We start from the raw sequence: 23,882 nt of genomic DNA, 5'->3' as shown, positions 1-23,882 counted from the left end.
TTTCAATTTGCTTGATGTATCTTTCTGTAATACAGATTCTTACAAAGGTTTTACCAACTATTTTTGGCAATTATATCAAATAAAAATTTGAACAGAGCAGGGCTATCACAGTCCTGCTTTTTTTATACTTAAACTTTTAATTCAAATTAATTTCTCTACATTTATTTAGCACTAAACAATCAGGATTATAAACTCAAAACAAAACTCTAATGGAAACAGCAGCACCTTCACAATCGTCTGTGGCACTTAAATGGACTCTTTTTAGTTTTTTGACCTCTATCGTTTTGACCTACGTCTTTCAGTTTGCAGGGATCAGTCAAACAAGCGGGTTGAAATACACTACGTTTATACCTTACATTGCATTTATGTTCCTGGCGCAAAAAGAATATCGCGACAGAGCAAACGGATACATGACTTATGGCCAGGGATTTATGACCGGTTTCCTTTTTGCAATATATACAGCCGTTCTGTCGACTCTGTTTATTTATATTTACTATAAAGTATTGAGCCCTGCCGCCTATAATGAGGTCGTGAAAAGCACGCAAGACCAAATGATAGCCAAAGGGGTAGACGAAGAGACCGCAGCTAAAATGTCGGCAACGTATGCCAGTGTAACATTCCTTACGGTTGCGACCTTATTCGGCGGTGTAATTACCGGCACAATAATTTCATTGATCGGTGCAGCGATCTTCAAAAAGGAGCGCACTGCTGCAGATATTTTGAGGCAGAACGAGAATTATTCAGATCCGGTTTAATATTGGCTGTATTTGGTATATAAAACAGAGGCCGCTTCGATTAAGAAACGGCCTCTGTTTTTTCATGCAGGTCGTCGAATGCTGGTGAAAAAGAACCCTTACGTCCGGGGATCACTCACCGCGTGTTATTTCTTCATCACCTGCCTTACAATATCGTTTCCGAAAACGAAAACCATCAGCGTAATTAACAGCACAAAGCCGACGATCTGCGCCCGTTCAAGGAATTTGTCGCTGAGCGGTTTACCTTTTATCATTTCGATGATCAGGAACAACGAGTGCCCGCCATCAAGCGCCGGGATAGGGAGCAGGTTAGTTAACGCCAAAACCATCGACAAAAAGCCTACGAGGCTCCAAAAGCGGATCCAGTCTACATGGGCGCCGAACATGGTTGCGATGGCTACCGGGCCTGCTACAGCCTTGTTCAGCTTAACTTCGCCTTTTATCATTTTTCCAATGCCCTTTGCATTATCAGTAAAAGTGCCCCAGGCTTTGGTTGCACCCACTGGTAATGACCCGAAGAAGCCGTAGGTAAGCCTTTCTTCTTTCGGTAGGTCGTTGGTCGAGAAAAATCCTAAAGTTCCTTCAGGACTTATTTTTGCCTCTTTCTGGAAGGTATTGCCGTCACGTTTAACGGTTAACTGTACGGTTTTGCCTTTGTATTGCTGCAGGTCTTTTTGCAGTTGGTCAAAGAAATCAACTTTGGCAGAATTGATGGCAATTATGCTGTCGCCTTTTTGCAGGCCCGCCTGCATGGCGCCTGATTTGGCAGCAACCGAATCAACAGAGAATTTAAAACGGGGCGATCTGCTGATAAATTGCTCGATGCCAACATTTACCTCCGAAATATCATTTAAGATATTGCCGGGTACTTTTATGTGTAATGTTTTATCGCCGCGTTCTACGGTTAAATCGGTATTCCCCAATATCACTTCAGTACTGGTCAGTTCTTCAAAGCGTACCACCTCTTTACCATTCACAGCGGTGATCTTGTCGCCGGGCCTTAACCCGATTTTTTCGCCTACCGTACCCGGAACTATGCCGTACTTCAACTTAGCATTCGGCATATAGGTTTCGCCATATTTTATGGTCAATACCCAGAATATAAATATGCCCAATATAATGTTTACGATAATGCCGCCAAGCATAACGATAAGTCGCTGCCAGGCAGGTTTCGAACGGAATTCCCAGGGCTGCGGCGGACCGGCGAGCTGCTCGGTGTCCATTGATTCGTCAATCATCCCGGCAATCTTTACATAGCCGCCCAAAGGTAGCCAGCCCACGCCGTATTCCACATCTTTATATTTGAACTTGAACAGGCTGAAACCCCATGCATCGAAAAACAGGTAGAACTTATCTACCTTAATGCCAAATGCGCGGGCAGCCAGGAAGTGGCCAAGTTCGTGAAGGATTACCAGGATAGAAAGGCCCAGGATTAACTGGCCAACCATGATCACTATATTCATTTATACGTTTTATTAAAATTGTAATGCTTTTAACGGCATTTGTTGTATTAAATTTTCCGCAAAGATGCGTGTTTCCTTATCTGTATTCAAATAGTCCTCCAAATCCGGACTCCGGACGAAAGCAATTTGTTGCATACATTGTTCAATAATGTTGCTCATCGCTAAGAATCCTATGCTTTTGTTCAAAAACCCGGCCACGGCTACCTCATTGGCAGCATTAACGATACATGGCATATTTCCACCTTTTTTCAGCGCTTCAAACGCCAAACTTAAGTTACGGAATGTCACCATGTCAGGTTTTTCAAAAGTCAGATTCGGATAGCTTGTAAAATCAAACCGCTTGAAACTGGTTTCAATCCTGTCAGGGTAGGTGAGGGCATACTGAATGGGCAGCTTCATATCAGGCAAGCCCATCTGGGCTTTGATGGATCCGTCCGTAAACTGCACCATTGAATGAATGATGGATTGCGGATGGACGATTACCTCAATTTGCTCTGCTTCCAGTCCAAACAGCCACTTAGCCTCTATCACTTCCAACCCTTTGTTCATTAACGAAGCTGAGTCGATAGTAATTTTGGCGCCCATTACCCAGTTAGGATGTTTGAGTGCATCCTCGCGGGTAACATTCTCCAGGAAGGCCAAAGATTTATTACGGAATGGCCCGCCTGATGCAGTAAGGATTATTTTTTCGATGGGATTATTTCCCTCCCCGGCAAGACATTGGAATATTGCCGAATGTTCCGAATCAACAGGCAATATATTAACCTTATGTTTTTTAGCGAGGGCCGTGACAATTTCGCCGGCAACAACCAGTGTTTCTTTATTTGCTAACGCGATGTCTTTTCCAGCCTTTATAGCCGCTATGGTAGGTTCCAGTCCTGCAAAACCAACCATTGCGGTTAACACAATATCGATTTTTTTATCGGTGACAGTTTCAACAACTGCGTTAGCGCCGGCCAGTACTTTTGTAACGGTTTTTGCCAGCGCATCCTTAACGTATTGGTATTTGCTTTTGTCGCAGATGATAACATACTCCGGGGCAAACTGCAGAGCCTGCGCAATCAGTAAGTCAGCGTTGCTTTGAGCGGTTAACAGGTATGGGTGAAAAAGGCTCGGGTTGGCGCCGGTAACTTCCAGCGTTTGCGTGCCTATGCTACCTGTAGAACCGAGGATTGCTATATTTTTTTTATTGCTCAAGTTTTTCCTTTGTTATGCTATATATCCCTTCAATTCGTCTGCTATTTTCCTGTCGTTCGATAACCTTGGAACCTTGTTTTGGCCGCCCAATTTACCTTGCGATCTCATATAGTCTATAAAGGTATCTTTTTTTAGGCTTTGGATAACCAATGGCTGCAAAATGTTACCGGTAATCAGGTCGGAATAATAAATATTTTTCTTTTGCAGCGCTTCGTCAACTGCTAGTGCAAATGCTTTAAGGTCGGCGGGTTCTTTACCAAATTCTATCAACCACTCATGATAAGGCAATTGACCCACCGGTGGATTCACCTGGGGCGCTACCGTAAATTCAACAATGTCGATCCCTTGCTGATTAGCTACGCTTAACAGTGCATGCTCTACCTCCTCGCCAATAACATGCTCGCCAAAGGCCGATATATAATGTTTAATGCGGCCGGTTACAACAATCTTATAAGGGTTTTTTGATATAAACTTAACCGTATCGCCAATGCTGTAACCCCACAGCCCGGCACTGGTGTTAAGGATCAACGCATAGTTTTTGTCAAGCTGTACATCTTTCAAGCTGATACGGGTTGGATTTTCGTTAAAATATTCGTCAGTCGGGATAAACTCATAGAATATACCGGAATCAACCATCAGTAACAAACCTTTTTCTTTTTGCGAATCCTGAAAAGCAATAAAGCCTTCGGATGCAGGATAGGTTTCAACAGTATCTATTTTAAAGCCAATACTTTCTTCTATCCTGGCGCGGTAGGGCTCGTAGTTTACACCGCCATGCACGAACAGCTTGAAATTCGGGAAAACGTCTTTTATTTTTTTACCTCCTGACACTGCCGAAAGCCGGTCGAAATACATCTGGCACCAGGGTGGAATACCGGATATCAGCCGCATGTCTTCGTTTTTAGTCTCTTCAACAATAGCGTCGACTTTTTGCTCCCAATCTTCAATGCAATTGATATCGTAACTGGGCATACGGTTTTTTTGAAGGTAGGCGGGCACATGATGCGCCACGATGCCCGATAGTCGCCCCGTAGGAATTCCTGCCTTTTCAGCCAAGACGGGGCTGCCTTGTAAAAATATCAGCTTTCCGTCGACAAAATCAGCGTTACCGGTTTCATGAATATAGCTAAGCAAAGCATTGCGGGCCGCTTTAATGTGCTCGGGCATGCTTTCTTTGGATATGGGGATATATTTTACGCCCGAGGTGGTGCCTGATGTTTTGGAAAGATAGGCTGGTTTGCCGGGCCAAAGCACATTTTCTTCGCCTTTGGTTACGCGCTCGATGTACGGGCGCAGGTCTTCATACTCCCTTACCGGCACATTTTTCCTGAATTGCCCGTAATTACGGATCTCGTCAAAATGATGGTCGACCCCAAAAGCTGTGTTTTTTGCTTTTACAATAAGCTGCTCAAATACCTTTTGCTGCAGGGCCACTGCATTATAACGAAGCTTGTTTAACCGGAAATTAACAATTGCGGCGAAAGGTTTGCTTAATGCTGCCTTTAATCCCATAACTTAAACAGTTTCGGTAATATCGTCATCAACATCCATATGACTGTAAACCAGCTTGCGGTAGGCAACCACCAGCAAAATGTTTACAAACGGGATCACAAAAATCATCCCGATGCGGGTTATGGTGCCAATCACAACCATGGCCTCAATCAGCAGGAACAGAAGAAAATACTTAAAAAAATTTCCTTTTATGAGTTTAAAGCTCTGCGCCACAGACTCAAACGGTCCGGATTGATCGTCAACTATAAAGCACGCACAAATAGGGAAATAAAACAAAAAGAAAAATTGGATGAACATGAATATGCCCAGCCCCAGGATACTTTGAATAATGCCATCGCCCAGGTATTGTAGTGCATTGTTCATAAACACGGCAAGTGTGCTCACTATCACCAGTAAAAGCAGGTAACTTCCAAGCATTTTTATTTTTGGTACGATATCGCCAAATCCAAAGTCATAAAACTCTTTATCAATCAACTGGAAAACCAGCTTAATAAATCCTAAAAAAAGGAAACTCACACCAATCAATAGCAGCACTACCCCAATAGATGTAAGTACTTCGTCATTAATCAGGTTATAAATTACAAATCCGGCTCCGCCAACGATAATGAACGAAACTATAGTATACACCGCAATGGTAGCCACATTCTTTTTCAGAATGTGCCAGGCTATACTTAGCGTTTCTGTTACCGAAAATGGATGGTACATAGTGTTATGATATTTTAAAAATTATGCGCTTCACAAAATCCTGCATAAACCCCAGGCCATAAGCGGTAAGTTGTATAAAGGCTGCTACTAAGCTCAAAAATGCAATTTTTAGCGACTTGTTTTTAATCAACGAGTGAAAAAATATCAACAAAATAATAAGCAACAGGACAATATTACACACGATTGCAATTCTTAGTGTAAATATGTTGGCAACTAGTGTGAAAATGAGGCCAAGCGTGAATAGTGCCGGAAAGAAATGTACTGCCTTAAGCTGATCAGGAAAGAACTTATACACATTTATCCGGGCCCGGCCAAAGAAGTGTATCTGCTTATAGAAGTGCAGAAAATTGGTACGCCGCTTATGATAAACCCTGGCTTCGGGGATCAGCCCGATTTTAAACCCGAGGGAATGGATCCGTATGCTATACTCCAGGTCCTCAGCGGAGCGCGTTATGATAAATCCGCCTGCCTTTTCCCAAACCGCGCGGGATACCCCCATGTTAAAGCTGCGGGGATGGAATTGCCCGATGCCCTTTTTGTTGCCGCGAATACCACCGGTTGTGAAAGGCGAGGTCATGGAGTAGCTGATTGCCTTTTGCACAGGAGTAAACGAGGGATGGGATGCGTCCGGGCCGCCATAAGCATCCAGCCAGTTTGTCTTCAGCGAATCGTTTACGATTTGAAAATAATCTTCCGGTATCAGGCAATCCGAATCGAAGATAACAAAGTAATCGCCCTTAGCACGTTCAAAACCGTAGTTACGGGTGAAGCCCTGCCCGGAGTTAGGCTTTACAAAATATTTTACGTCTAACCGGCCGGCAAAGCTTTTTACAATATCAGCCGCATCATCTTTCGAGCCATCCTCAATCACCAAAACCTCAAACTGCTTATAGGTTTGCAGCGTAAGGCTTTCCAGCAGTTCTTTTATTTCCTGCGGGCGATTGTATAACGGTATGATAATGGAAAAAAACATTTTTTGGATGTGCGGATTATGAATGTGCGAATGTGCAGATGTAAGAACCTGAAAGTTGATGTGAGGATGTGCGGATGTGCAAATATGCGAATGGAGTGATTGATGGATTTGTGGATGAACAAATGTCGCAATAGATGTTACCCTTAGGTGGGTAGTTTATATTTTCCATTTCTTTCATTCGCACATCTGCATATCCACACATTCGCACAACTTTTAAAGCGTTTCTTCCACCTGGTAATTATTACGCTCGGGGGCGCTGCGGGCTACCAGTTCGGCCACGAAGCCGGTTAAAAATAATTGCGAACCTAATATTACGGCAACAAGTGCAATGTAAAATAAAGGCTGACTGGTAATGTCTCTATAATGCAATCCTTTTGATATAGCGTGAAGCTTGTCAATTATCATCCAGATAGTAATGATTGTTCCCGTAAGAAAGCTTAGCACCCCCATTGAGCCGAAAAAGTGCATCGGCCGTTTGCCAAACTTGCCAACGAAGAATATCGACAATAAGTCTAAAAAACCGTTGATGAAACGGCTCATGCCGAACTTGGTTTTGCCGTATTTACGGGCGCGGTGCTCAACAACCTGTTCACCGATCTTAGTGAAACCGGCCCATTTGGCTATTACAGGTATATAACGGTGCATTTCGCCATACACCTCTATGTTTTTTACTACCCGGTGCTTGTAAGCTTTCAGTCCGCAGTTAAAGTCGTGCAGGTTATGTATGCCCGACATGCGGCGTGTTGCAGCGTTAAAAAATTTAGTAGGAATGGTTTTGCTGAGGGGATCGTGGCGTTTGGCCTTCCAGCCCGATACCAGGTCGTAGTCCTCAACCATTATACGGCGGTACAGCTCAGGTATTTCGTCAGGGCTATCCTGCAAATCAGCGTCCATAGTAATCACTACATTGCCTTTTACAGCTTCGAAACCGGTATTCAGCGCCGCAGATTTACCATAATTACGCCTGAATTTGATACCCTTGATAAAAGGATTTCCATCGCGCAGTTTCTTTATCATTTCCCATGAACCATCCTTACTGCCATCATCAACAAGGATGATTTCGTAAGTAAAGCGGTTTTCATCCATCACTTTGCTGATCCATGATGTGAGTTCCGGCAATGATTCAACTTCGTTATAAAGTGGTACTACTACTGATATATCCATTTACTGGGAATAAGAAATAAAGGGCAGGGGTATAACGCCTTTAATCACCCGCAAAAATATAAAAATTATTGTTTTGTAATTTGACTGATTGTTTTTTGTGACTTCAAGGATTGTGAAAAGATTGCTTCGATTTGTTGATTTTCAGCGGCTGCGATTCGGCCATCATTGTTTAATCAGGCTTTTATTAAATCTAACTGCCGTATCAAAAAAACATGATATTTTAAAAAATCAGTAAAATCATGTATTTTTGTAAGATGCAACGTATTTATTCCTTTTCCAAATACAATTGTGTGCGGGCCTTTATGGCGCGGCAGCGGGCGCATTTTTAGAAACTTGCCGGCTGATAACGATTTCTACCATCTATCTTTCGAAAAACACGCTTGATTTAAAATCTTACGCTTTGCGGTTAGCATAGCTATTATTTATTGAATTTTTATGAACTCATATTATACCATTGAAGAAAAATACCTGAAAGCCGTAGACCGGGCCGTTTATGGAAAGGCGCAGAAGGCCCTGCAGTTATTTAACGAGATAATCAGCAACGACCCGCTTCATGCCAAAGCTCATCACCAGCTCGGGAAGATATATTACTATGAAATGGAAGATTACCAAACCGCTGGCTATCATTTTAAGACCTGCATGGAACTGGAGCCTTCTTACCCTGGTAATTACGGGCACTACCTGCATTTAGCAGTTTTCCTGAACATGGAAAAGCTGGTAAAGCAAATTGCCGGCAAAGCCTTAACGGTGCCCGGTGTAGATGTTTCCGATATCCATGACCAGCTTGGTTTAAGCGCAGAAAAGAACAAGCGCTGGCTGGACGCCCTGGCTTTTTACAACGAAGCCCTTGAAGAAGCGGTCAATAAAAAAGACCGTGAGAAAATTGAGGAAAGTATCGAACGCGTTACCGCAAAAATAAAACGCGCCGGTAAGTAAATGCCGGCTGCGAAGGGGATGACTGCCAAAGGCCTGCAACGTTTTTAAACTTTGCAGGCCTTTGAACTATTTACCGGCACGTAAATTTCGCGCTCTTACCTTTTTTACCTCTGCAACAGTAACAGCGCTTGCCTTATTACCAAAGCTTTTACGAACATAGGTTAACACATCGGCCATCTGCCGGTCTGTCAGATCCGGGTGCGGTGTCATGGTATTTGAGTAGCTCTGACCGTTGATCTTTACATCTTCATTAAATCCGTTCAGGACAATTTTTATCAGTGCTGCCTTGTCGCCCAAAACATATGTTGTGTTAACCAACGGAGGATTTAAATGTGGCACTCCCGCACCGGTTGCCATATGGCAGGCCAGGCACACGCTTTTATAGACAATTTGCCCCCGCGCCATGACAGCCTCCGTCCCGCTGCGCCTTGTCTGGGCCGACGCAACTGTCGCCATAAAAAAAGCTAATGGAAATATTAGCAGAAATAATCTCTTCATTATTTTTTGTAGCTGATTTTATAAAGTGAACCGCCCTGGTCATCAGTTACATATATCGAGCCGTCCGGACCCTGTGCCAATCCGCAAGGACGGTGCAGCGCGCCATCGGGTGTTTTTTTAGGGCCGGCAAAACCATCAGCAAATATTTCGTATTGACCGTCAGACTTTCCGTCTTTAAATGGTTGGAAGACCACGCAATAACCTTCCTGTGGTTCCGGTGCACGGTTCCATGAGCCGTGGAAGGCAATGAAAGCGCCATTTTTATATTTTTCAGGAAACTGGCTGCCTGTGTAAAACAGTAAGCCGTCCGGCGCAAAATGGCCGGGATAGCCCATCGCCGGACGGAGGTATTTAGCATCCGCTTCTTTTTTGCCGTCGCCCCCATATTCAGGGCCTTGCATTAGTTTTTTCTGTATCCAGTCGTAATATACATATGGCCAACCGGCGTCATCGCCTTTCTTAAGTGCATACATGCATTCTGATGGCAGGTCGGCGGACTGTTTAGTACTATACAATGATGGAAAAAGATCGTGCAGTGCATCGCGGCCATGCTGCATTACAAACAGCTGGTTGTCCTGCTGGTTCCAGTCCAGACCGACCACATTGCGCAATCCCGTCGCATATTTAACGCCATCGCTTTGTTTCTGGTTGAGCTTGTCGGCTTTAAACTGCCATATACCTGCGGCATCATTTAATACCGGGCAGCCCTTTTTATCTTTATCGTACTCTTCGCAGATATTTGAGTAAGCCCCAATGTTAACATAAATGTTTCCATCATTATCCAGCACAATCGACTTGGAGTTGTGCATGCGCTTATTGGTTAGTCCGCTCACAACGGTTTCGGGCGTTGCCGGGTTGATAACCTGGTTCTTATCATCTAATTTATAACGGTAGATATCGCTGTTTGAGGTGGCATATAAATAGCCATTTTTGATAGCGATACCCGTTCCGCCATAGTTGCCAAAATGAGACTTTACGGTAGCCTTGCCGCCATCGTCATGTAATACAACAATGCCATCACCGTTATCCTCCGATTGCTTAACGTAAATATCTCCCTGCGGAGTAACAGCGAGATGACGCGGCCCTTTTAATTTTTCTGCCAATACTACAGCGCTGAATCCCGAAGGTACTGTTAATCCTGCGCTGGAAGTTGTCGGTTTTATCGCGGTAGCAGTGCTGTCATTGGCAGCTGTTGAACCTTTATCCGGGCTTTTACACGCGTTGAATAATATCAATCCTGCCGATGCATACGCCGATAGCAGGAAGACAGATGCTTTCTTCATTTTCATAAGTTTATGTGTTAGCTTTTCAAAGTTACCTAAACAACAATTAAATAATAAATCTGTTATGCAGAAAGGGTGTAACATCCGGCTTTGATTTCGCTTTTTACTTTTCTGTTTTTTCGGTATTTTTACTTAAATTTTGCATTATGAAAAAACTTTACTTCCTGGTGCTGTTTTTCGTTCTTTGCAGCCTTTCTTCATGTCTCGATATAGAAGAACATTATACTTTTAAGCAGGATGGTTCATGCGACGTAAAGTATGGTTTTGATATGAGCAGCGCCATATCGGTACTCACCAACCTGCTGTCTGACTCTTTGCGCGAGACGCCTCAATTTTCATTGGTGAAAGACACCACACTGAATTTTTATTCCGCATTGCCCGACAGCACGCAGCAAAAAATGACGCCTGATGATATCAATATGGCTAAAGCAAGCGATCTGTCGATCAAAATGGATTTAAAAAAATCTATTATGAAGGTAAATGTTACCCATTCTGCAAAAAATTCAGCCGAACTTGAGTATTACCTCAAACATATTTCAAAGATATCGATGGATAGCCAGTTGAAAACTTTGCAGAAAGGGGAGAAGCCGCCGGTAGGTTTCAGCGCCCAGCAACTTATAGCTGGAGAAGATTACTATACATACGAAATAACACCTCATAAATTTTACCGCATAATCGATAAGGATAAGTTTAATGCATTTTTAAAGAAAACGCAATCGGCTTTTACCATGGCGAAAGCAATGCTGATTGATATGCCTTACAAGGTAATACTTAACTTTGCAAGGCCGGTTAAAAAAGTAAACAATCCTAAAGCGATAGTTTCTGCCGACAGAAAACGTGTTACACTTATCACCAATATGGACGATGTGATGAAGAATCCGTCACTGATGAACTTGAAAATTGATTTCTGATCTATGAATTGGTACCCGGTACCTGGTGTCCCCGATGTCAATAAACCGTTTATGACTAAAGTTAAAGTCCCCGGCGCCAGTATTTGCGTGGTAGGCTATGAAGGCAAAATATATGCGGTATCGGCAATTTGCCCGCACCATGGCTATGATATGACCGGGGGCGGCTGGTGCGAAAACGGAAAAATTATTTGTTCGCTGCACGGTTATTCATTTGATTTGCAGACCGGCAAAGGTTCATATGATTATATAAAAACTTACCCCGTTAAAATAGAGGGCGACAAAGTGTTTGTTAGCGCCGGATCTATTTGGAACGATATAAAACAACTATTTATTAAATGACTACAAGGGCGATTGATTACGTTACAGAAGATTTTTATGAGTCGTTAAGCTTTCAGGACGGGGAACTGCCCGACCTGGAAACCGTAAAGGAATTATTTTATGGCAATGGTGTTCTGATCAATAACAGTTTTGCCAGGCCTGTTGAGTTTACGCTCGAAACATTTACGCAGGCTATAGAGTCGCAGGTGGCTGAAGGAAATTTACAGCAGTTTATGCAGCGCGAGCTATTTTCAAAAACAGATGTCTTCGGAAAAGTTGCCCAGCGCACCAGCGTTTACGAATATACTTTTGCTGATTATGGTACAGATAAACTGCCGCGCGGGATTAATTATATTCAATATATTATGGTTGATGATCATTGGCTGATCACGTCAATGGTCTGGAGCGATGAGAATGAGAATTATCAGATACCGGAAGAATATTTAAGCTAGATTATGCTGAGACCTGCAGCGCTAAAAAACGTCGCAGGTACAAGGTTTATTTTCCGTATTCTTTCTTAATTTCTTTTTGCACCTTTTCAGCCTGCGCTATCATCCTGTCATAGCCGGCAATTACGCCATTAGAATAGCTGATGGAAAATGTGAGAGCCATTTTACCGCGCGGGCTGCTTATTACGCGTAAGGGGTTGTCTTCCGCGGCGTTGTTACCCTGGCCTGAATACAAAATTTCCTCTATCCGCGCCTGATTGGCATTGAAGGCGTTCTCTGAAAAATCAATAAAAGGCACAGATTCCTGATAAAGCTTTAAGATATTATTGCGCAGCGAATCATTTTCGATAGTCTGTATCTTTCCGCTGGATTTAAAACCTTCGTAACGCCCATTGAGCGGCCGGTTATTAAACTTAGGTATAGTAAAGCTTTCTTTGATGTGATTTCTCTCTATACTATCGATAGTTTTTGACGTAAAATGAATTAATTTTTTATAATCAGCGACTAGTTCTAACATCTGTGTTTTGGAATGTTTTATCTGCTGCTCTTCGTACCGGATATCATCGCTTAGGCCCAGTAAAAATTCCTTCGCTTCGCCCTGCTCTTTATAATGCTCGCGGGTACGCTCGATAAATGCGGCGAAGGATACAGCAAAAATTATTATGGCGACCTCTATCATTACTTCCTTGAATTTTTCGCCCAAACCTTTTTCTTTGTTTCGTATCGCCTTTATTGCCTTTTTGGTATGGCCCATTATTTCGTGTTCCATCAGCTCAGTGGTGTTTATTCTATTATCAGTTTTTTAAGGTAATAGCAATCTTTATCGATTACCGGTGCGGTTTTGCTGGTCAACAAAATACCTTTGCTGTCTATCACCATGCGTTTGGTACCGGCATCCGTAGTTATATCCAGCGGCAGAGGCATCGAAATATTTTCTAAACTTATAGCATATTTATTCCCCGGCAGCGCCTTAACATGAATGCCGAGCTTATTTACTGAACGAAGATAAAGATCAAATAAGGGTTTCAGATTCCTGCCTGATTCCTGGCTGAAGAACTGCTCCACATCATCTGTAACAACCAGGTTGTCGTAAGTGTATTTGGGTGATGTGGCGAATTTTCTGACAGCGGGATAGAACACGCTGTCGCCAATTACATAGCAAAGGGTATGCATAAAAAAGGCGCCTTTGCCATAGATGTCGCCGTTATAGGCTGATTCCTCGTCGATATCTTTCCCCATAACTATTGGTATCTTGTTCTGAAACGTCACCGAGGCCTGCTTCCAGTGCTGAATATAAGCGTCGTTTCCCTCAAATTCTTTAATATAAAGCGCATCACCAAATGTGCAGATGCCTTCGTGTATCCAATAGTCGGCCCAATCTTTGGCGGTTACCTTATTTCCCCACCATTCGTGGCCAAACTCATGGTGCATCAGCCAGTCGTAATCTTCCCCGCCTATTTTGGCATATTTAAATTTATTGCCATAAGCTACCATGCTCTGGTGTTCCATACCCAGGTGCGGTGTCTCTACCATCCCGATCTTTTCCTTTGCCCACGGATATTCACCAAAATATTTTTCCTGCTCGCGGATGGTTTTTACGAAGATATCCAAAAAATGCGGCGCTTTGTCCTTGTGCTCGTTCAGCACGTAAAACTGTATTGGCACATTATGCCCGTCGCAGGTAGTGTATGGACGGGTGGCTACGGTATAATCTCCTGCATTAAACAATATGCTATAATTGTTAATGGTGTAATTTGTCTTCCAATGGAACGTGGTAGTTTCGCCATGTTTTTTAACGCTCTGCAATAAGCCCGGTCCGGCAACAACCATTTCTTTGGGAACGGTGATAATGAGATTAACTCCTTCATTTGGTTCATCAGAAGGATGGTCTTTGCATGGAAAATAAAGCTTGCCGCCAGTGCCCTCGGCAGTGATGGCCATCCACGGGTGCCCGGTTGAATCACGTGTCCAGATAAAGCCGTCATCCCACGGCGGGCGGCGCGCTACATGCGGCTTGCCGCCATACACCACTTTTACGTTTGCTTTACCGGCAGGTAATTCGTTTGCCGTGTTGATGCGTATCAGGTTGTCCTTATACTCAAAAGGTACTTTTTTATTGTTGACCAACACCTGGCTAACATTTAGCGAATCCAACAAGTCGAACAATAAAACATGCGTTGGCTTCCCCACTATCAAATCGATTGTGGTGTAGCCATTGATGCTTTTTTGTGCAGGGTTTACATCAAGGCTGATGGTGTAATGCCTGATGTCCATGTTGGCCTGCTCAGGTTTAAGTTTGCCACCCGAAGTGAGCTTTTGCTCCTGGCCGAAAAGGCTACACGAAACTAAAATTGGAATTAAGGTAAATATGTAACGCATCATTTTTAAATGTTTGGTTTAATCGGAACAGGAACAGCGAATGCTACTCGTACCGGTCGCCCGTATCGCATGGCTGGCAGCCATTTTGGAGAATTTTTCAAAAGCTTTAATGCTAACGCATCGCTTTTTGCGCCAACACTTCGCGCTATTTTGATGTCTGTCAGACTTCCATCGCGTTCTGCTACGAATGACACAATAACCCGACCCGCATCGGCTTCAGTGATCTTCTCGTTTTTTAAGCCGTCTTCAATATATTGAAAAAACTTTGCCATGCCGCCTGGGAATTGCGGCGCTTTTTCAACCGAAGTGTAAATTTTATCAGGTGGGTCGTTAGCGTCATTCCCGGAAATGGGTTCTTCTATCGTGATATCGGCATTGTGGCCAGGTGATAATTGTACGTCCTTAACTCTTACAGGCTGAATCACCTGTACGATAAAACTTATCGGTACACTGTAATTCGACTTAATAAACTTATTATTTTGCCTTGCAGGCACCCATTTTGGCGAAAGATTTATAACGCGCATTGCTTCCATATCAAGTTTTGGCGACAAAGCTTTAACTATATGGATATTCGTTAACTGCCCATCTTTTTCTACCGTAAAACCTACCGTTACTATGCCTTGTACATTCTTATCAGGCCAGCTGATATTCTTATTAAGAAAATCATGAAACGCGTTTTTGCCCCCGGGAAATTCGGGTGGCATTAAGGTTTGCGCGGTGGCGACTGCCGATAATGATAATAGTAAAAGGATGAGGGTTAACTTTTTCACGCACTAAATATAGCCAAATATCTAAAGCGGGAATATCAATTACCATACATTTCAATGCTCTCTTACCAATAATCCATCGGCAAAATTCCTCAGGTATTGCTTGTGATTTTCAGGAAGGTTAATAGCATCAAGTGCCTCGAATGCCTTATCGGCGTAGGTTTGCATGGCTTCTTCGGCTAGCTGGCGTATGCTAAGACTGTCGTATATTGCTGTCACTGCCTGTACTTTTTCGGTGCTGTTAAACCGTTTCGCATTCAGCCAGCTGTTCAATTCAGCTGATTGAGAGCTGTCGGCTAATTCCAGAGATTTTAAAAGCAGGAACGTCTTTTTGTTCGATATAATATCACCGCCAACCTGTTTGCCGAATTTTTCGGGGTCGCCGTAAACATCGAGAATATCGTCCTGTAACTGGAAAGCGATGCCGAGGTTAACACCGAAATCGCTCAGCAAGTCTGCATCTTTCGCGTCTGCACCGCCAATCAGCGCGCCTATTTTTAACGCTCCACCCAAAACCACGGCGGTTTTAAGCTTTATCATATTCAAATATTCGCTGATGCTGACGTTGGTAAGTTCTTCAAATTCCATGTCCAGCTGCTGGCCTTCGCAAACGCCGATGGCTGTAATATTAAAAATATCAAGGATAGGCCGCAGCAAGTGGTCGGGCACCTGCATCATCAGCTTATAGCCTTGCACCAGCATCACGTCGCCGGAAAGAATGCCGACGTTTTGGTTCCATTTGTTGTGCACGGTAACACTGCCGCGGCGCAATGGGGCATTGTCCATAATATCGTCATGCATCAGCGTGAAGTTATGGAACACCTCGATTGCGAGCGCCGGAGGGATGGCCGCCTCTACGTTTCCTCCGAATAAATCGCAGGCCATTAACAGCAGCGCCGGGCGCATGCGTTTGCCGCCTAGCGCCAGGATGTAACTTATCGGCTCGTATAGTTGTGCAGGATATTCCGGAAAATTCAGCTTGTTTACAGCATCACTGATAATATCCTGCAATTCGTGTAGTTCTCTCATTTGTTTTTTATTCCTGGCGGGGGCTTCCATTCCCCGGTACGCTTCGGGTATCCATTCAGGCCTTATTATCTTATCTGCGCCCATTAGCTGCTTTAGTCTTGTACTAAAGAAAAATCTATCTGTTTTTTGGTAAGGTCGACATTTTTCACCTTTATCTTCACCTCATCGCCCAGTTGGTAAACCTTCTTTTTTCGCTGGCCAATTATAGCGTAATTTTTTTCATCTAAGGTATAAAAGTCGTCCGAAATATCGCGCAGCCGTATCATACCCTCACATTTGTTTTCTATTATCTCCACATACATTCCCCATTCCGTAACCCCTGAAATAACACCGGCAAAGATATTCCCAATCTGGTCGCGCAGGTATTCGGCTTGTTTGTATTTCACCGAGGCACGTTCTGCATCCGCGGCCTTTTTTTCCATCTGCGAACTGTGCTGGCAAAGCTTTTCATAATGCTCTGCATTTGCAGAGTTACCGCCGTTTAAGTAATGAAATAACAAGCGGTGCACCATTACATCCGGATAGCGGCGTATCGGCGAGGTAAAATGCGTATAGTGATCGAAGGCCAAACCGTAGTGGCTCGAGCTCTTGGTAGTATAAATAGCCTTCGCCATTGAGCGGATGGCAAGCTGTGTCAGTACGTTTTGCTCCTTTTTGCCTTCCACGTCCTCCATCAGGTAGTTAAGCGAACGGGCTGTTTCCTTGTCCGATTTGGTGTTTATTTTGTAACCAAACCTTGCCGCGAATTGAGCAAAACCAGCCAGTGCATCAGGCTTCGGTGTATCGTGTACGCGATATACAAAAGTGTATTTGTGTTTGCCTTTTCCCATTTTGCTTACATGCTCGGCTACCTTTCTGTTCGCCAAGAGCATAAAGTCTTCTATCAGCTTGTGGGCGTCTTTCCGCTCTTTTACATATACGCCGGTTGGCTTGCCGGTTTCATCCAGCTTAAATTTAACCTCTGTGGTTTCAAAGCTGATGGCGCCGTGCTTAAACTTGCGGTCGCGAAGTTTATAAGCCAGTTCATTTAATTTCAGTATTTCGCCTTCAAAATCGCCATGGCCACTTTCAATTACGCTTTGTACTTCTTCATAGGTAAAGCGCCTGTCCGAATGGATGACAGTTTTGCCGAACCATTCATTTATAACGTAAGCATTTTCGTCCAGCTCAAAAACGGCGGCAAAGCAAAGCTTATCCTCTTTTGGCCGCAGGGAACATAAGCCGTTAGACAAACGTTCGGGCAGCATGGGTATCACGCGATCAACCAGGTACACCGAAGTGCCACGGTCGAATGCTTCTTTATCCAAAGCAGAATCGGGCTGTATATAATGTGCCACGTCTGCAATGTGTACGCCAACTTCATAGTTGCCGTTTTCTAATACCCGAAAGGATAGTGCATCATCAAAGTCCTTGGCATCAAACGGGTCGATGGTGAAAGTTGTTACGTTCCTGAAGTCACGTCTGCGGGAAATTTCTTCCTTGCTGATAATATCTGATATTTCTTCTGATTCCCGTTCAACCTCTGCCGGAAATTCCAGTGGGAAACCGTATTCGGCAAGTATGGCGTTCATCTCAGTGTCATTCTCGCCCTGCGCGCCCAAAACATGTTTAATGCGGCCGACCGGATTCTTGGCGTCAGCGGGCCAGTCGGTAATTTCGGCAATTGCCTTAATTCCATTTTTAGCGCCGTTCAGCTCGTTCATTGGGATGAAAATATCGTGCAGCATTTTTCGGTCGTCGGGTATAAACAGCGCAAAACGATCAGATAGCTTTACGATACCGGTGAACTCCATTTTGGCACGCTGCAAAATTTCTATTACCTCGCCCTCTTTATTTTTACCCTTACTTTTGGCGTAAACATATACCTTTACACGGTCGCCGTTAAGTGCGGTGCGCAGTTTGCGGGGGGCGACGAAAATATCATTTTCAAACTCGTCGTCTGTTACTATAAAGGCCGATCCGTCCGCTGTCATATCCACGCGCCCCTCGATAAATGTTTTCAATTCAAGTAATTGATATTTACCGTGAGAGATTTCCTTTAATGTGCGCTTTTTGGTTTCATCCCGCAGGATGCCATGTATAATGTCCCGGTCGTCGGGGTCATTCAGGTTCAGTTTTGCAGAAACTTGTTTATAGTTTAATGGCGTGTTGCCATTTTGTTCAAATATATCAAGCACCATTTGGGTGAGTATCTTGTTTATAGATGAACCGTTTTTCTTTTTTGACATAGATAGTATTAATGTATTGTTGCAAAGATACGATTAAAAACGCCGTGAAGACGCGACACTCCGCGTCTCCGTATGCAAATACAAATTGCAAGATTCGAGTGTTTGATAACCTGAAATTAATAGATATCGCTCAATAATGCAGTTTAACACGCGCCTTGGGATGTGTTGATATAATCGTCATGGGGACGACGCGACGCATCTTGGCTCTCCGTGTTTTATCAAAATGTGCCGGGTATCGATGCGATTAGCCGTTTGGTATATTCTTCCTTCGGCCGATGATATATTTCCTCCGGATCACCCATCTCTACAATCTTTCCCTTATTCATCACCATCATCCTGTCTGAAATATGCTTAATAACCGCTAAATCATGCGAGATGAAAATATAAGTCAGATTCAATTCATCCTGCAATTCACGAATCAGGTTTAAAACCTGTGCCTGTACCGAAACATCCAGCGCCGAAACGGATTCATCACAAATTATAAACTTTGGCTGCAGTGCCAATGCGCGGGCTACTACGATACGCTGTCGCTGGCCGCCTGAAAACTCATGAGGATAGCGGTTAAAATGTCCGGGCAATAAGTTAACCCGTTCCAGCAGTTCCAGTACTTTCTTTTTTCTTTTTGTATCGTTGGCGTAGAACCGGTGCACCTGCAGCGGCTCCATCAATGATGCGCCGACAGTAAGCCTTGGGTTTAAAGAGGAGTAAGGATCCTGGAAAATAATCTGAATATCTTTCCTGATGTCCCGCAGGTCGTCTTTATTCAGGTTACGCAAATCAATACCACCGAACTCAATGCTGCCCGAAGTGGGCTCTATCAACCTCAGTATGCTTCGCCCCAGGGTTGTTTTACCGCAGCCTGATTCGCCGACCAACCCTAATGTTTCTCCGGGAAACACTTCAAAGCTAACCTCGTTCACAGCCTTTACTACAGATTTATCGCGATTGAAAAATCCGCCTTTGGTCGGGAACCATGTGCTTAGTTGATTGATTTTCAACAATGGTTCCTGGTTGTACAAACGATTTTTACGATCTGTTATTTCGGCCGGTTTATAACTCAGGCTTTCGCGTATATGCCTGATGCTTTGATGCTTTCCATCGTGCCGGTCAAGAAAATCAGCGATTACCGGCAATTTCTTTAAATGTAATTCCGGTACCGGGCGACAAGCCAGTAACCCCCTGGTGTAAGGATGTTTTGGCTGATTAAATAGTTGTTTTACTGTAGCTTCCTCAACCACTTCGCCTTTATACATCACCAGTACGCGGTCGGCAATTTCGCTGATAACACCTAAATCATGCGAGATGAAAATAAGGCTCATATTGCGTTCGGCCTTTAATTTCAGCAACAACTCGATGATAGTTTTTTGAACGGTAACATCCAGCGCGGTAGTGGGCTCGTCGGCTATCAGTATTTCCGGGTTACAGCAAAGCGCCATGGCGATCATGACGCGCTGTTTCTGCCCTCCGGAGATTTGATGCGGATAGCTGTCGAAAATTGCTTCCGGCCTGGGCAGCTGCACTTCCTTAAACAGATCGATAGTGCGTTTTTTTGCTTCCGCTTTGGTGGTTTTAAGATGGAGCTGAATTGCCTCCGTTATTTGATAACCGCAGGTTAGTACCGGGTTGAGCGAGGTCATGGGTTCCTGGAAGATCATCGCCATTTGGTTACCGCGGATTTGGCGCATCTCGCTTTCAGTCAGTCCGCACAAACTTATATCATTTAGCTGTACTGCACCGTTAATTTGTGCCTGGTTTCCATCCAGCAAACGCATCAGTGCCAGCGAAGTTACCGATTTGCCGGAACCCGACTCGCCGACGATGCCGATTGTTTCTCCCTTTTTAAGATGGAATGAAATGCCTTTAACCGCGTCGAACAGGCCATTTTGTGTTTTAAACTTAACGGAAAGATTATTTACCTGCAGCATCAGGGGGTTACTATGGTAATGCATTCATCCGGTATCAAATCTTCGCCGCGATATCGTTTCAGCAATTGGGCGGTGGCTATCACATCTTTCTGGCAATAGGTGCAAATGCGGTCAAGATCATTTTCGTTCCAGTATACACTGCCCACCATGCTTCCGTCAATATCATCTTTAGGAGTGGGTATATTAAAGATGGCCGTAAGCAGGCTAAGCGAGGTGTAATTTTTATAATCGCCGAATTTCCATAGCTCCATGGTATCCAGGTGATTTATTTCCCAGGGCTTTTTACCGGACAGTTCTAATTGCGAGGGAATCTTTACACCATTTACCAGCATGCGGCGACAGATGTATGGAAAATCGAACTCCTTTCCGTTATGCGCACAAAGTATCAGGCTGGGCGGCTGATTATTCAATATCGAGGCAAATTTTTCCAGCAGTTCTTTTTCATCGTGCGATGCAATAGATTTTACCCTTAACCCGGTTACGCGGCCATTGGTAAAGATACCCATCGAAATACAGATGATCTTCCCAAATTCCGCCCAGATACCAGCACGCTCGTAAAATGCTTCAGCCGTTTCCTCTTTGCGCTGGTGTTGCGTTTTAGTATCCCAAAGTTTTTGAAAAACCTCCGGCATTTGATCGTGACTGCTGTATTGCGGCACGGTTTCAATGTCGATTACCATCAGGTTATGAAGGTCGTATTGTTCGAGCATTTCTTTTGAGTTCGATTTTTTGAGCAATATATGTAATCAGTTGGCAGTTTAGAGTGAGCAGCCGGCAGTTTTTTAACATAGAACAATAAATATTACAATTGAACCAATAAACGATTGCGTGCTTCAAATAATATGCCTGGAAACTATCTGAATCCAATGTGCCTGTTACAGCGTCCGTCCAAACCGAACTCCGGCGCATAATATTGAATCGTGCTGATAAAAAAGGTTTACAGGTACTTTACAGTTTTTAACTGTAACCTTACTTTAAGTAATTGATAATAAGTTATTTAATTGTTTCGGTAAGGTTTCACCTGAAACCATCTTTATAGTGAAACCTGGAAACTATTTTTCCAATACCTCAAATCCCAACCGTACCGTGTTACCGTTACCGTCAACTAAAGTGAGCAAGTGTTTACCTGCCGTGGGATTAAGTGCGAATTGGTGAAAACCCCTGGTTTCGCCCATATATTTATCATCCACATACCAAAAAATTTTCACGCCTGCCTGCCGGTGTGCGGCATTGAAAATCACCCTGCCCCGGGTACCGTCAGCCTCCAGGGGTACATATATTTTAGCGCCGTCTTTAGGATAGATAACTTCCATCGGCTGTGAGCTTTCTGCCTGTGCGCAATCTGGTCTGAAAGGGGGTAAAACCCGGTATTGGTAGTTTTTGGTTTTGTAATAATACTCCATAGAAGGCGGCAGCACAAACCAGGTTTTATTGATGATTTGATTAGGCGGGACACAATTACCCGTTACCTGCCATTTGCCATCGGCACTTAAATGTACCAACTGATGATAGGGGCAAACCGGCGCTTTCAACCCGCTTTTGGGTACCCATATTTCATCCGTATCATCGCAATACTGACCTGCACGGTAGCCGCTTTGCCGGCATACTTTGATCTTTACCATGTCGCTTACGGGCATCTCAAACCAATCAAGTGTTACAGGCAGCAGACGGAAAATTTCAAAAAGTATCGGGGCTGCGGTATTGATGCCGGTGAGGTTAGGCCTCCCTTCGCCATCGGTATTGCCTACCCAAACACCCACCACATATTTAGGGGTGATTCCTATTGCCCAACCATCGCGGAAGCCAAAACTGGTGCCTGTTTTCCAGGCAATGCGCTGGCTCGAGCTGAACTGCTGCCAAAGCATTTCCTCGCCCGGGCGCATTACTTCTTCCATGGCTTGCAGCGTATAATATATGGAACCCGCATCCAGGAGTCCATTTTTTTCTAATTCGGGCTGATGGTTTTCAATCTGGTTATAAATAGGGTTATGATAATCTGCCGGGTCGTATTTGCCTTTGTACTTGTTGTAATGATTAAGTACACGCGCCATATCTGCATAGGCGCCGACGAGTTCCCATAATGTATTTTCACCTCCGCCTAATATCAGCGAGAGACCGTAATGGTCTGCAGGTTTTTTCAGCGTGGTAATGCCCATTTTGCGCAGCACATCGTAAAAACGCTCGTATTTAAACTGCTGCAGCATCTTTACGGCCGGCACATTTAACGAACGGGACAAGGCCCTTGATGCCGGAACTGCACCATCGTAACCCAGGTCAAAGTTCTCCGGGTGATAGCCTGCAATTTGTGTAGGGATATCCGGCATAAGGCTGTTTGGCAGCAAAAGCCCGTCATGAAGCATATTGGCATACAGTAAAGGCTTGAGCGTACTGCCCGGACTGCGCGGCGCATCTGCCACGTCGACATCGCTTTCCATTTCGGGATCTTCCGGGTGAGAAATGTTTCCCGCATATGCCAGCGCTGCGCCGGTTTCCACATCCAGCACAACAGCAGCGATATTGTTTATTTCGTTCGATTTTAAAACCTGGTGATGCCGCTCCAGTACGTCGCTAACCTGTTGCTGCAGCGTTGCTTTGATAGTTGTTTTTAAACGGGTATCGCCATGTATCGTGGTTTCGTTGTCTCTTTTAAACCGCTGCAGCAGGTGAGGAGCGAGCTGGGGTAATGCTACCGGCCTGTCGGGTACCGGCTCAAATTTGGCCAACACCGCCGTTGTTGAATCGATTACGCCCTGGTGATAGAGCTTGTCCAGCAATAAATTGCGCTTTTTTAACAGTATCAACCGGTTTTTGCCCGGATGTACAAGCGATGGCGAGTTAGGCAGCACGGCCATCGCCGCCATTTCTCCCCATGACAATTTATCCGGGCTGCGGCCAAAATAACGCCATGAAGCCGCGTCAAGGCCGATAACATTGGTGCCAAAGGGCGCGTTACTGGCATACAGGGATAGTATTTCATCTTTGGTGTAACCGGCTTCTAACCGCAGTGCCATAAAAATTTCTTTCAGTTTGTTCCATAGGTTGCGTTTATGTTTTGTTGCCAGGCGGATAACCTGCATAGTAATGGTGCTGCCGCCGCTGGTTACTTTGCCAGAGTGAAAGTTTTGCTTCACAGCCCGAGCTAAAGCAAAAATATCGACACCCGGATGGTGCATAAAGCGCTTATCCTCAAAGGCCATGATGCACTGTTTAAACTTTTGAGGCACGCTGGCGTTATGCGGGAAACGCCATTGCCCGTCAGAAGCAATTGCAGCGCCGAGTAATTGGCCGTCCGCGTCATCTATAACATATGAGGTTGGGCTATTAAACATGGGTTTGGGCAGGCAAAACCAGAACAGCATCAGCAGTCCCAATAAAATCGTGAGTATTATT

The 23,882-nt window shown here is 44.3% G+C and carries 21 protein-coding genes; 5 read left to right on the top strand and 16 right to left on the bottom strand.

The window, feature by feature from the left end:
* The first annotated feature begins 209 nt into the window (after positions 1 to 209).
* A complete protein-coding gene (locus tag Q3W13_RS19300; protein ID WP_302866575.1) occupies positions 210 to 755 on the top strand; it encodes a DUF4199 domain-containing protein in 546 nt (181 codons plus the stop codon).
* 125 nt (positions 756 to 880) lie between these two features.
* Here Q3W13_RS19300 and rseP read toward each other — a convergent pair whose 3' ends face one another.
* The 6 genes from rseP to Q3W13_RS19270 form a co-directional block, all read right to left on the bottom strand.
* Positions 881 to 2,218 carry an RIP metalloprotease RseP gene (rseP, locus tag Q3W13_RS19295; protein ID WP_302866572.1) on the bottom strand — a complete coding sequence of 446 codons (1,338 nt, stop codon included), beginning with the start codon at positions 2,216 to 2,218 and terminating at the stop codon, positions 881 to 883.
* A gap of 12 nt (positions 2,219 to 2,230) precedes the next feature.
* Positions 2,231 to 3,415, bottom strand: coding sequence for a 1-deoxy-D-xylulose-5-phosphate reductoisomerase (locus tag Q3W13_RS19290; protein WP_302866570.1), 1,185 nt, complete (start codon positions 3,413 to 3,415; stop codon positions 2,231 to 2,233).
* 12 nt (positions 3,416 to 3,427) lie between these two features.
* A complete protein-coding gene (locus Q3W13_RS19285; protein WP_302866568.1) occupies positions 3,428 to 4,927 on the bottom strand; it encodes a GH3 auxin-responsive promoter family protein in 1,500 nt (499 codons plus the stop codon).
* Positions 4,928 to 4,930: 3 nt separating this feature from the next.
* On the bottom strand, positions 4,931 to 5,632 hold the full coding sequence (locus Q3W13_RS19280) for a hypothetical protein (protein ID WP_302866566.1): 702 nt from the start codon (positions 5,630 to 5,632) through the stop codon (positions 4,931 to 4,933).
* Positions 5,633 to 5,636: 4 nt separating this feature from the next.
* Positions 5,637 to 6,605: a glycosyltransferase family 2 protein gene (locus Q3W13_RS19275; RefSeq protein ID WP_302866565.1), complete on the bottom strand. Its 969-nt coding sequence runs from the start codon at positions 6,603 to 6,605 to the stop codon at positions 5,637 to 5,639.
* Positions 6,606 to 6,818: 213 nt separating this feature from the next.
* Positions 6,819 to 7,769: a glycosyltransferase family 2 protein gene (locus tag Q3W13_RS19270; RefSeq protein WP_302866563.1), complete on the bottom strand. Its 951-nt coding sequence runs from the start codon at positions 7,767 to 7,769 to the stop codon at positions 6,819 to 6,821.
* A gap of 435 nt (positions 7,770 to 8,204) precedes the next feature.
* Between Q3W13_RS19270 and Q3W13_RS19265 the strand changes: the two genes are divergently transcribed.
* Entirely contained in the window at positions 8,205 to 8,705 is a 501-nt protein-coding gene (locus Q3W13_RS19265; protein ID WP_302866562.1) for a hypothetical protein, read from the top strand.
* A gap of 66 nt (positions 8,706 to 8,771) precedes the next feature.
* Here the strand turns inward: Q3W13_RS19265 and Q3W13_RS19260 are convergent, their stop codons facing one another.
* Together Q3W13_RS19260 and Q3W13_RS19255 are read right to left on the bottom strand one after the other, a co-directional pair.
* A complete protein-coding gene (locus Q3W13_RS19260) occupies positions 8,772 to 9,203 on the bottom strand; it encodes a cytochrome c (protein WP_302866561.1) in 432 nt (143 codons plus the stop codon).
* On the bottom strand, positions 9,203 to 10,486 hold the full coding sequence (locus tag Q3W13_RS19255; RefSeq protein ID WP_302866559.1) for a sorbosone dehydrogenase family protein: 1,284 nt from the start codon (positions 10,484 to 10,486) through the stop codon (positions 9,203 to 9,205). Before Q3W13_RS19255 ends, Q3W13_RS19260 begins: the two co-directional genes overlap by 1 nt.
* Positions 10,487 to 10,632: 146 nt before the next feature.
* On the opposite strand from Q3W13_RS19255, the gene Q3W13_RS19250 reads away from it, so the two are divergent.
* The 3 genes from Q3W13_RS19250 to Q3W13_RS19240 are packed head-to-tail and all read left to right on the top strand — an operon-like array spanning position 10,633 to position 12,167.
* Entirely contained in the window at positions 10,633 to 11,397 is a 765-nt protein-coding gene (locus Q3W13_RS19250) for a hypothetical protein (protein ID WP_302866557.1), read from the top strand.
* Positions 11,398 to 11,400: 3 nt separating this feature from the next.
* Positions 11,401 to 11,736 carry a Rieske 2Fe-2S domain-containing protein gene (locus tag Q3W13_RS19245; RefSeq protein ID WP_302866556.1) on the top strand — a complete coding sequence of 112 codons (336 nt, stop codon included), beginning with the start codon at positions 11,401 to 11,403 and terminating at the stop codon, positions 11,734 to 11,736.
* On the top strand, positions 11,733 to 12,167 hold the full coding sequence (locus tag Q3W13_RS19240; protein ID WP_302866555.1) for a hypothetical protein: 435 nt from the start codon (positions 11,733 to 11,735) through the stop codon (positions 12,165 to 12,167). Before Q3W13_RS19245 ends, Q3W13_RS19240 begins: the two co-directional genes overlap by 4 nt.
* 46 nt (positions 12,168 to 12,213) lie before the next feature.
* Here Q3W13_RS19240 and Q3W13_RS19235 read toward each other — a convergent pair whose 3' ends face one another.
* The 8 genes from Q3W13_RS19235 to pbpC all read right to left on the bottom strand — a co-directional run bounded on the left by Q3W13_RS19235 (position 12,214) and on the right by pbpC (position 23,851).
* Positions 12,214 to 12,933 carry a hypothetical protein gene (locus Q3W13_RS19235; RefSeq protein ID WP_302866553.1) on the bottom strand — a complete coding sequence of 240 codons (720 nt, stop codon included), beginning with the start codon at positions 12,931 to 12,933 and terminating at the stop codon, positions 12,214 to 12,216.
* Positions 12,934 to 12,947: 14 nt separating this feature from the next.
* The gene (locus tag Q3W13_RS19230; RefSeq protein WP_302866551.1) at positions 12,948 to 14,546 is read right to left on the bottom strand and encodes a M1 family metallopeptidase; all 1,599 of its coding nucleotides are present in this window, start codon (positions 14,544 to 14,546) and stop codon (positions 12,948 to 12,950) included.
* 2 nt (positions 14,547 to 14,548) lie between these two features.
* Positions 14,549 to 15,313: an energy transducer TonB gene (locus Q3W13_RS19225; RefSeq protein WP_302866548.1), complete on the bottom strand. Its 765-nt coding sequence runs from the start codon at positions 15,311 to 15,313 to the stop codon at positions 14,549 to 14,551.
* 51 nt (positions 15,314 to 15,364) lie between these two features.
* Positions 15,365 to 16,339: a polyprenyl synthetase family protein gene (locus Q3W13_RS19220; RefSeq protein ID WP_302866578.1), complete on the bottom strand. Its 975-nt coding sequence runs from the start codon at positions 16,337 to 16,339 to the stop codon at positions 15,365 to 15,367.
* Positions 16,340 to 16,431: 92 nt separating this feature from the next.
* A complete protein-coding gene (gene rnr, locus Q3W13_RS19215; RefSeq protein WP_302866546.1) occupies positions 16,432 to 18,567 on the bottom strand; it encodes a ribonuclease R in 2,136 nt (711 codons plus the stop codon).
* Positions 18,568 to 18,785: 218 nt separating this feature from the next.
* A complete protein-coding gene (locus Q3W13_RS19210; protein WP_302866544.1) occupies positions 18,786 to 20,516 on the bottom strand; it encodes an ABC transporter ATP-binding protein in 1,731 nt (576 codons plus the stop codon).
* Positions 20,492 to 21,202, bottom strand: coding sequence for a 3'-5' exonuclease (locus Q3W13_RS19205; protein WP_302866543.1), 711 nt, complete (start codon positions 21,200 to 21,202; stop codon positions 20,492 to 20,494). Before Q3W13_RS19205 ends, Q3W13_RS19210 begins: the two co-directional genes overlap by 25 nt.
* 342 nt (positions 21,203 to 21,544) lie before the next feature.
* Positions 21,545 to 23,851 (bottom strand): penicillin-binding protein 1C, encoded by a 2,307-nt coding sequence (gene pbpC / locus Q3W13_RS19200; RefSeq protein WP_302866542.1) that lies wholly within the window; start codon positions 23,849 to 23,851, stop codon positions 21,545 to 21,547.
* Positions 23,852 to 23,882: the final 31 nt, after the last annotated feature.

It is taken from the genome of Mucilaginibacter sp. L3T2-6 (genome assembly GCF_030519355.1).
Classification (GTDB): Bacteria; Bacteroidota; Bacteroidia; order Sphingobacteriales; family Sphingobacteriaceae; genus Mucilaginibacter.
This window is presented reverse-complemented; position numbering and strand designations above follow the sequence as displayed.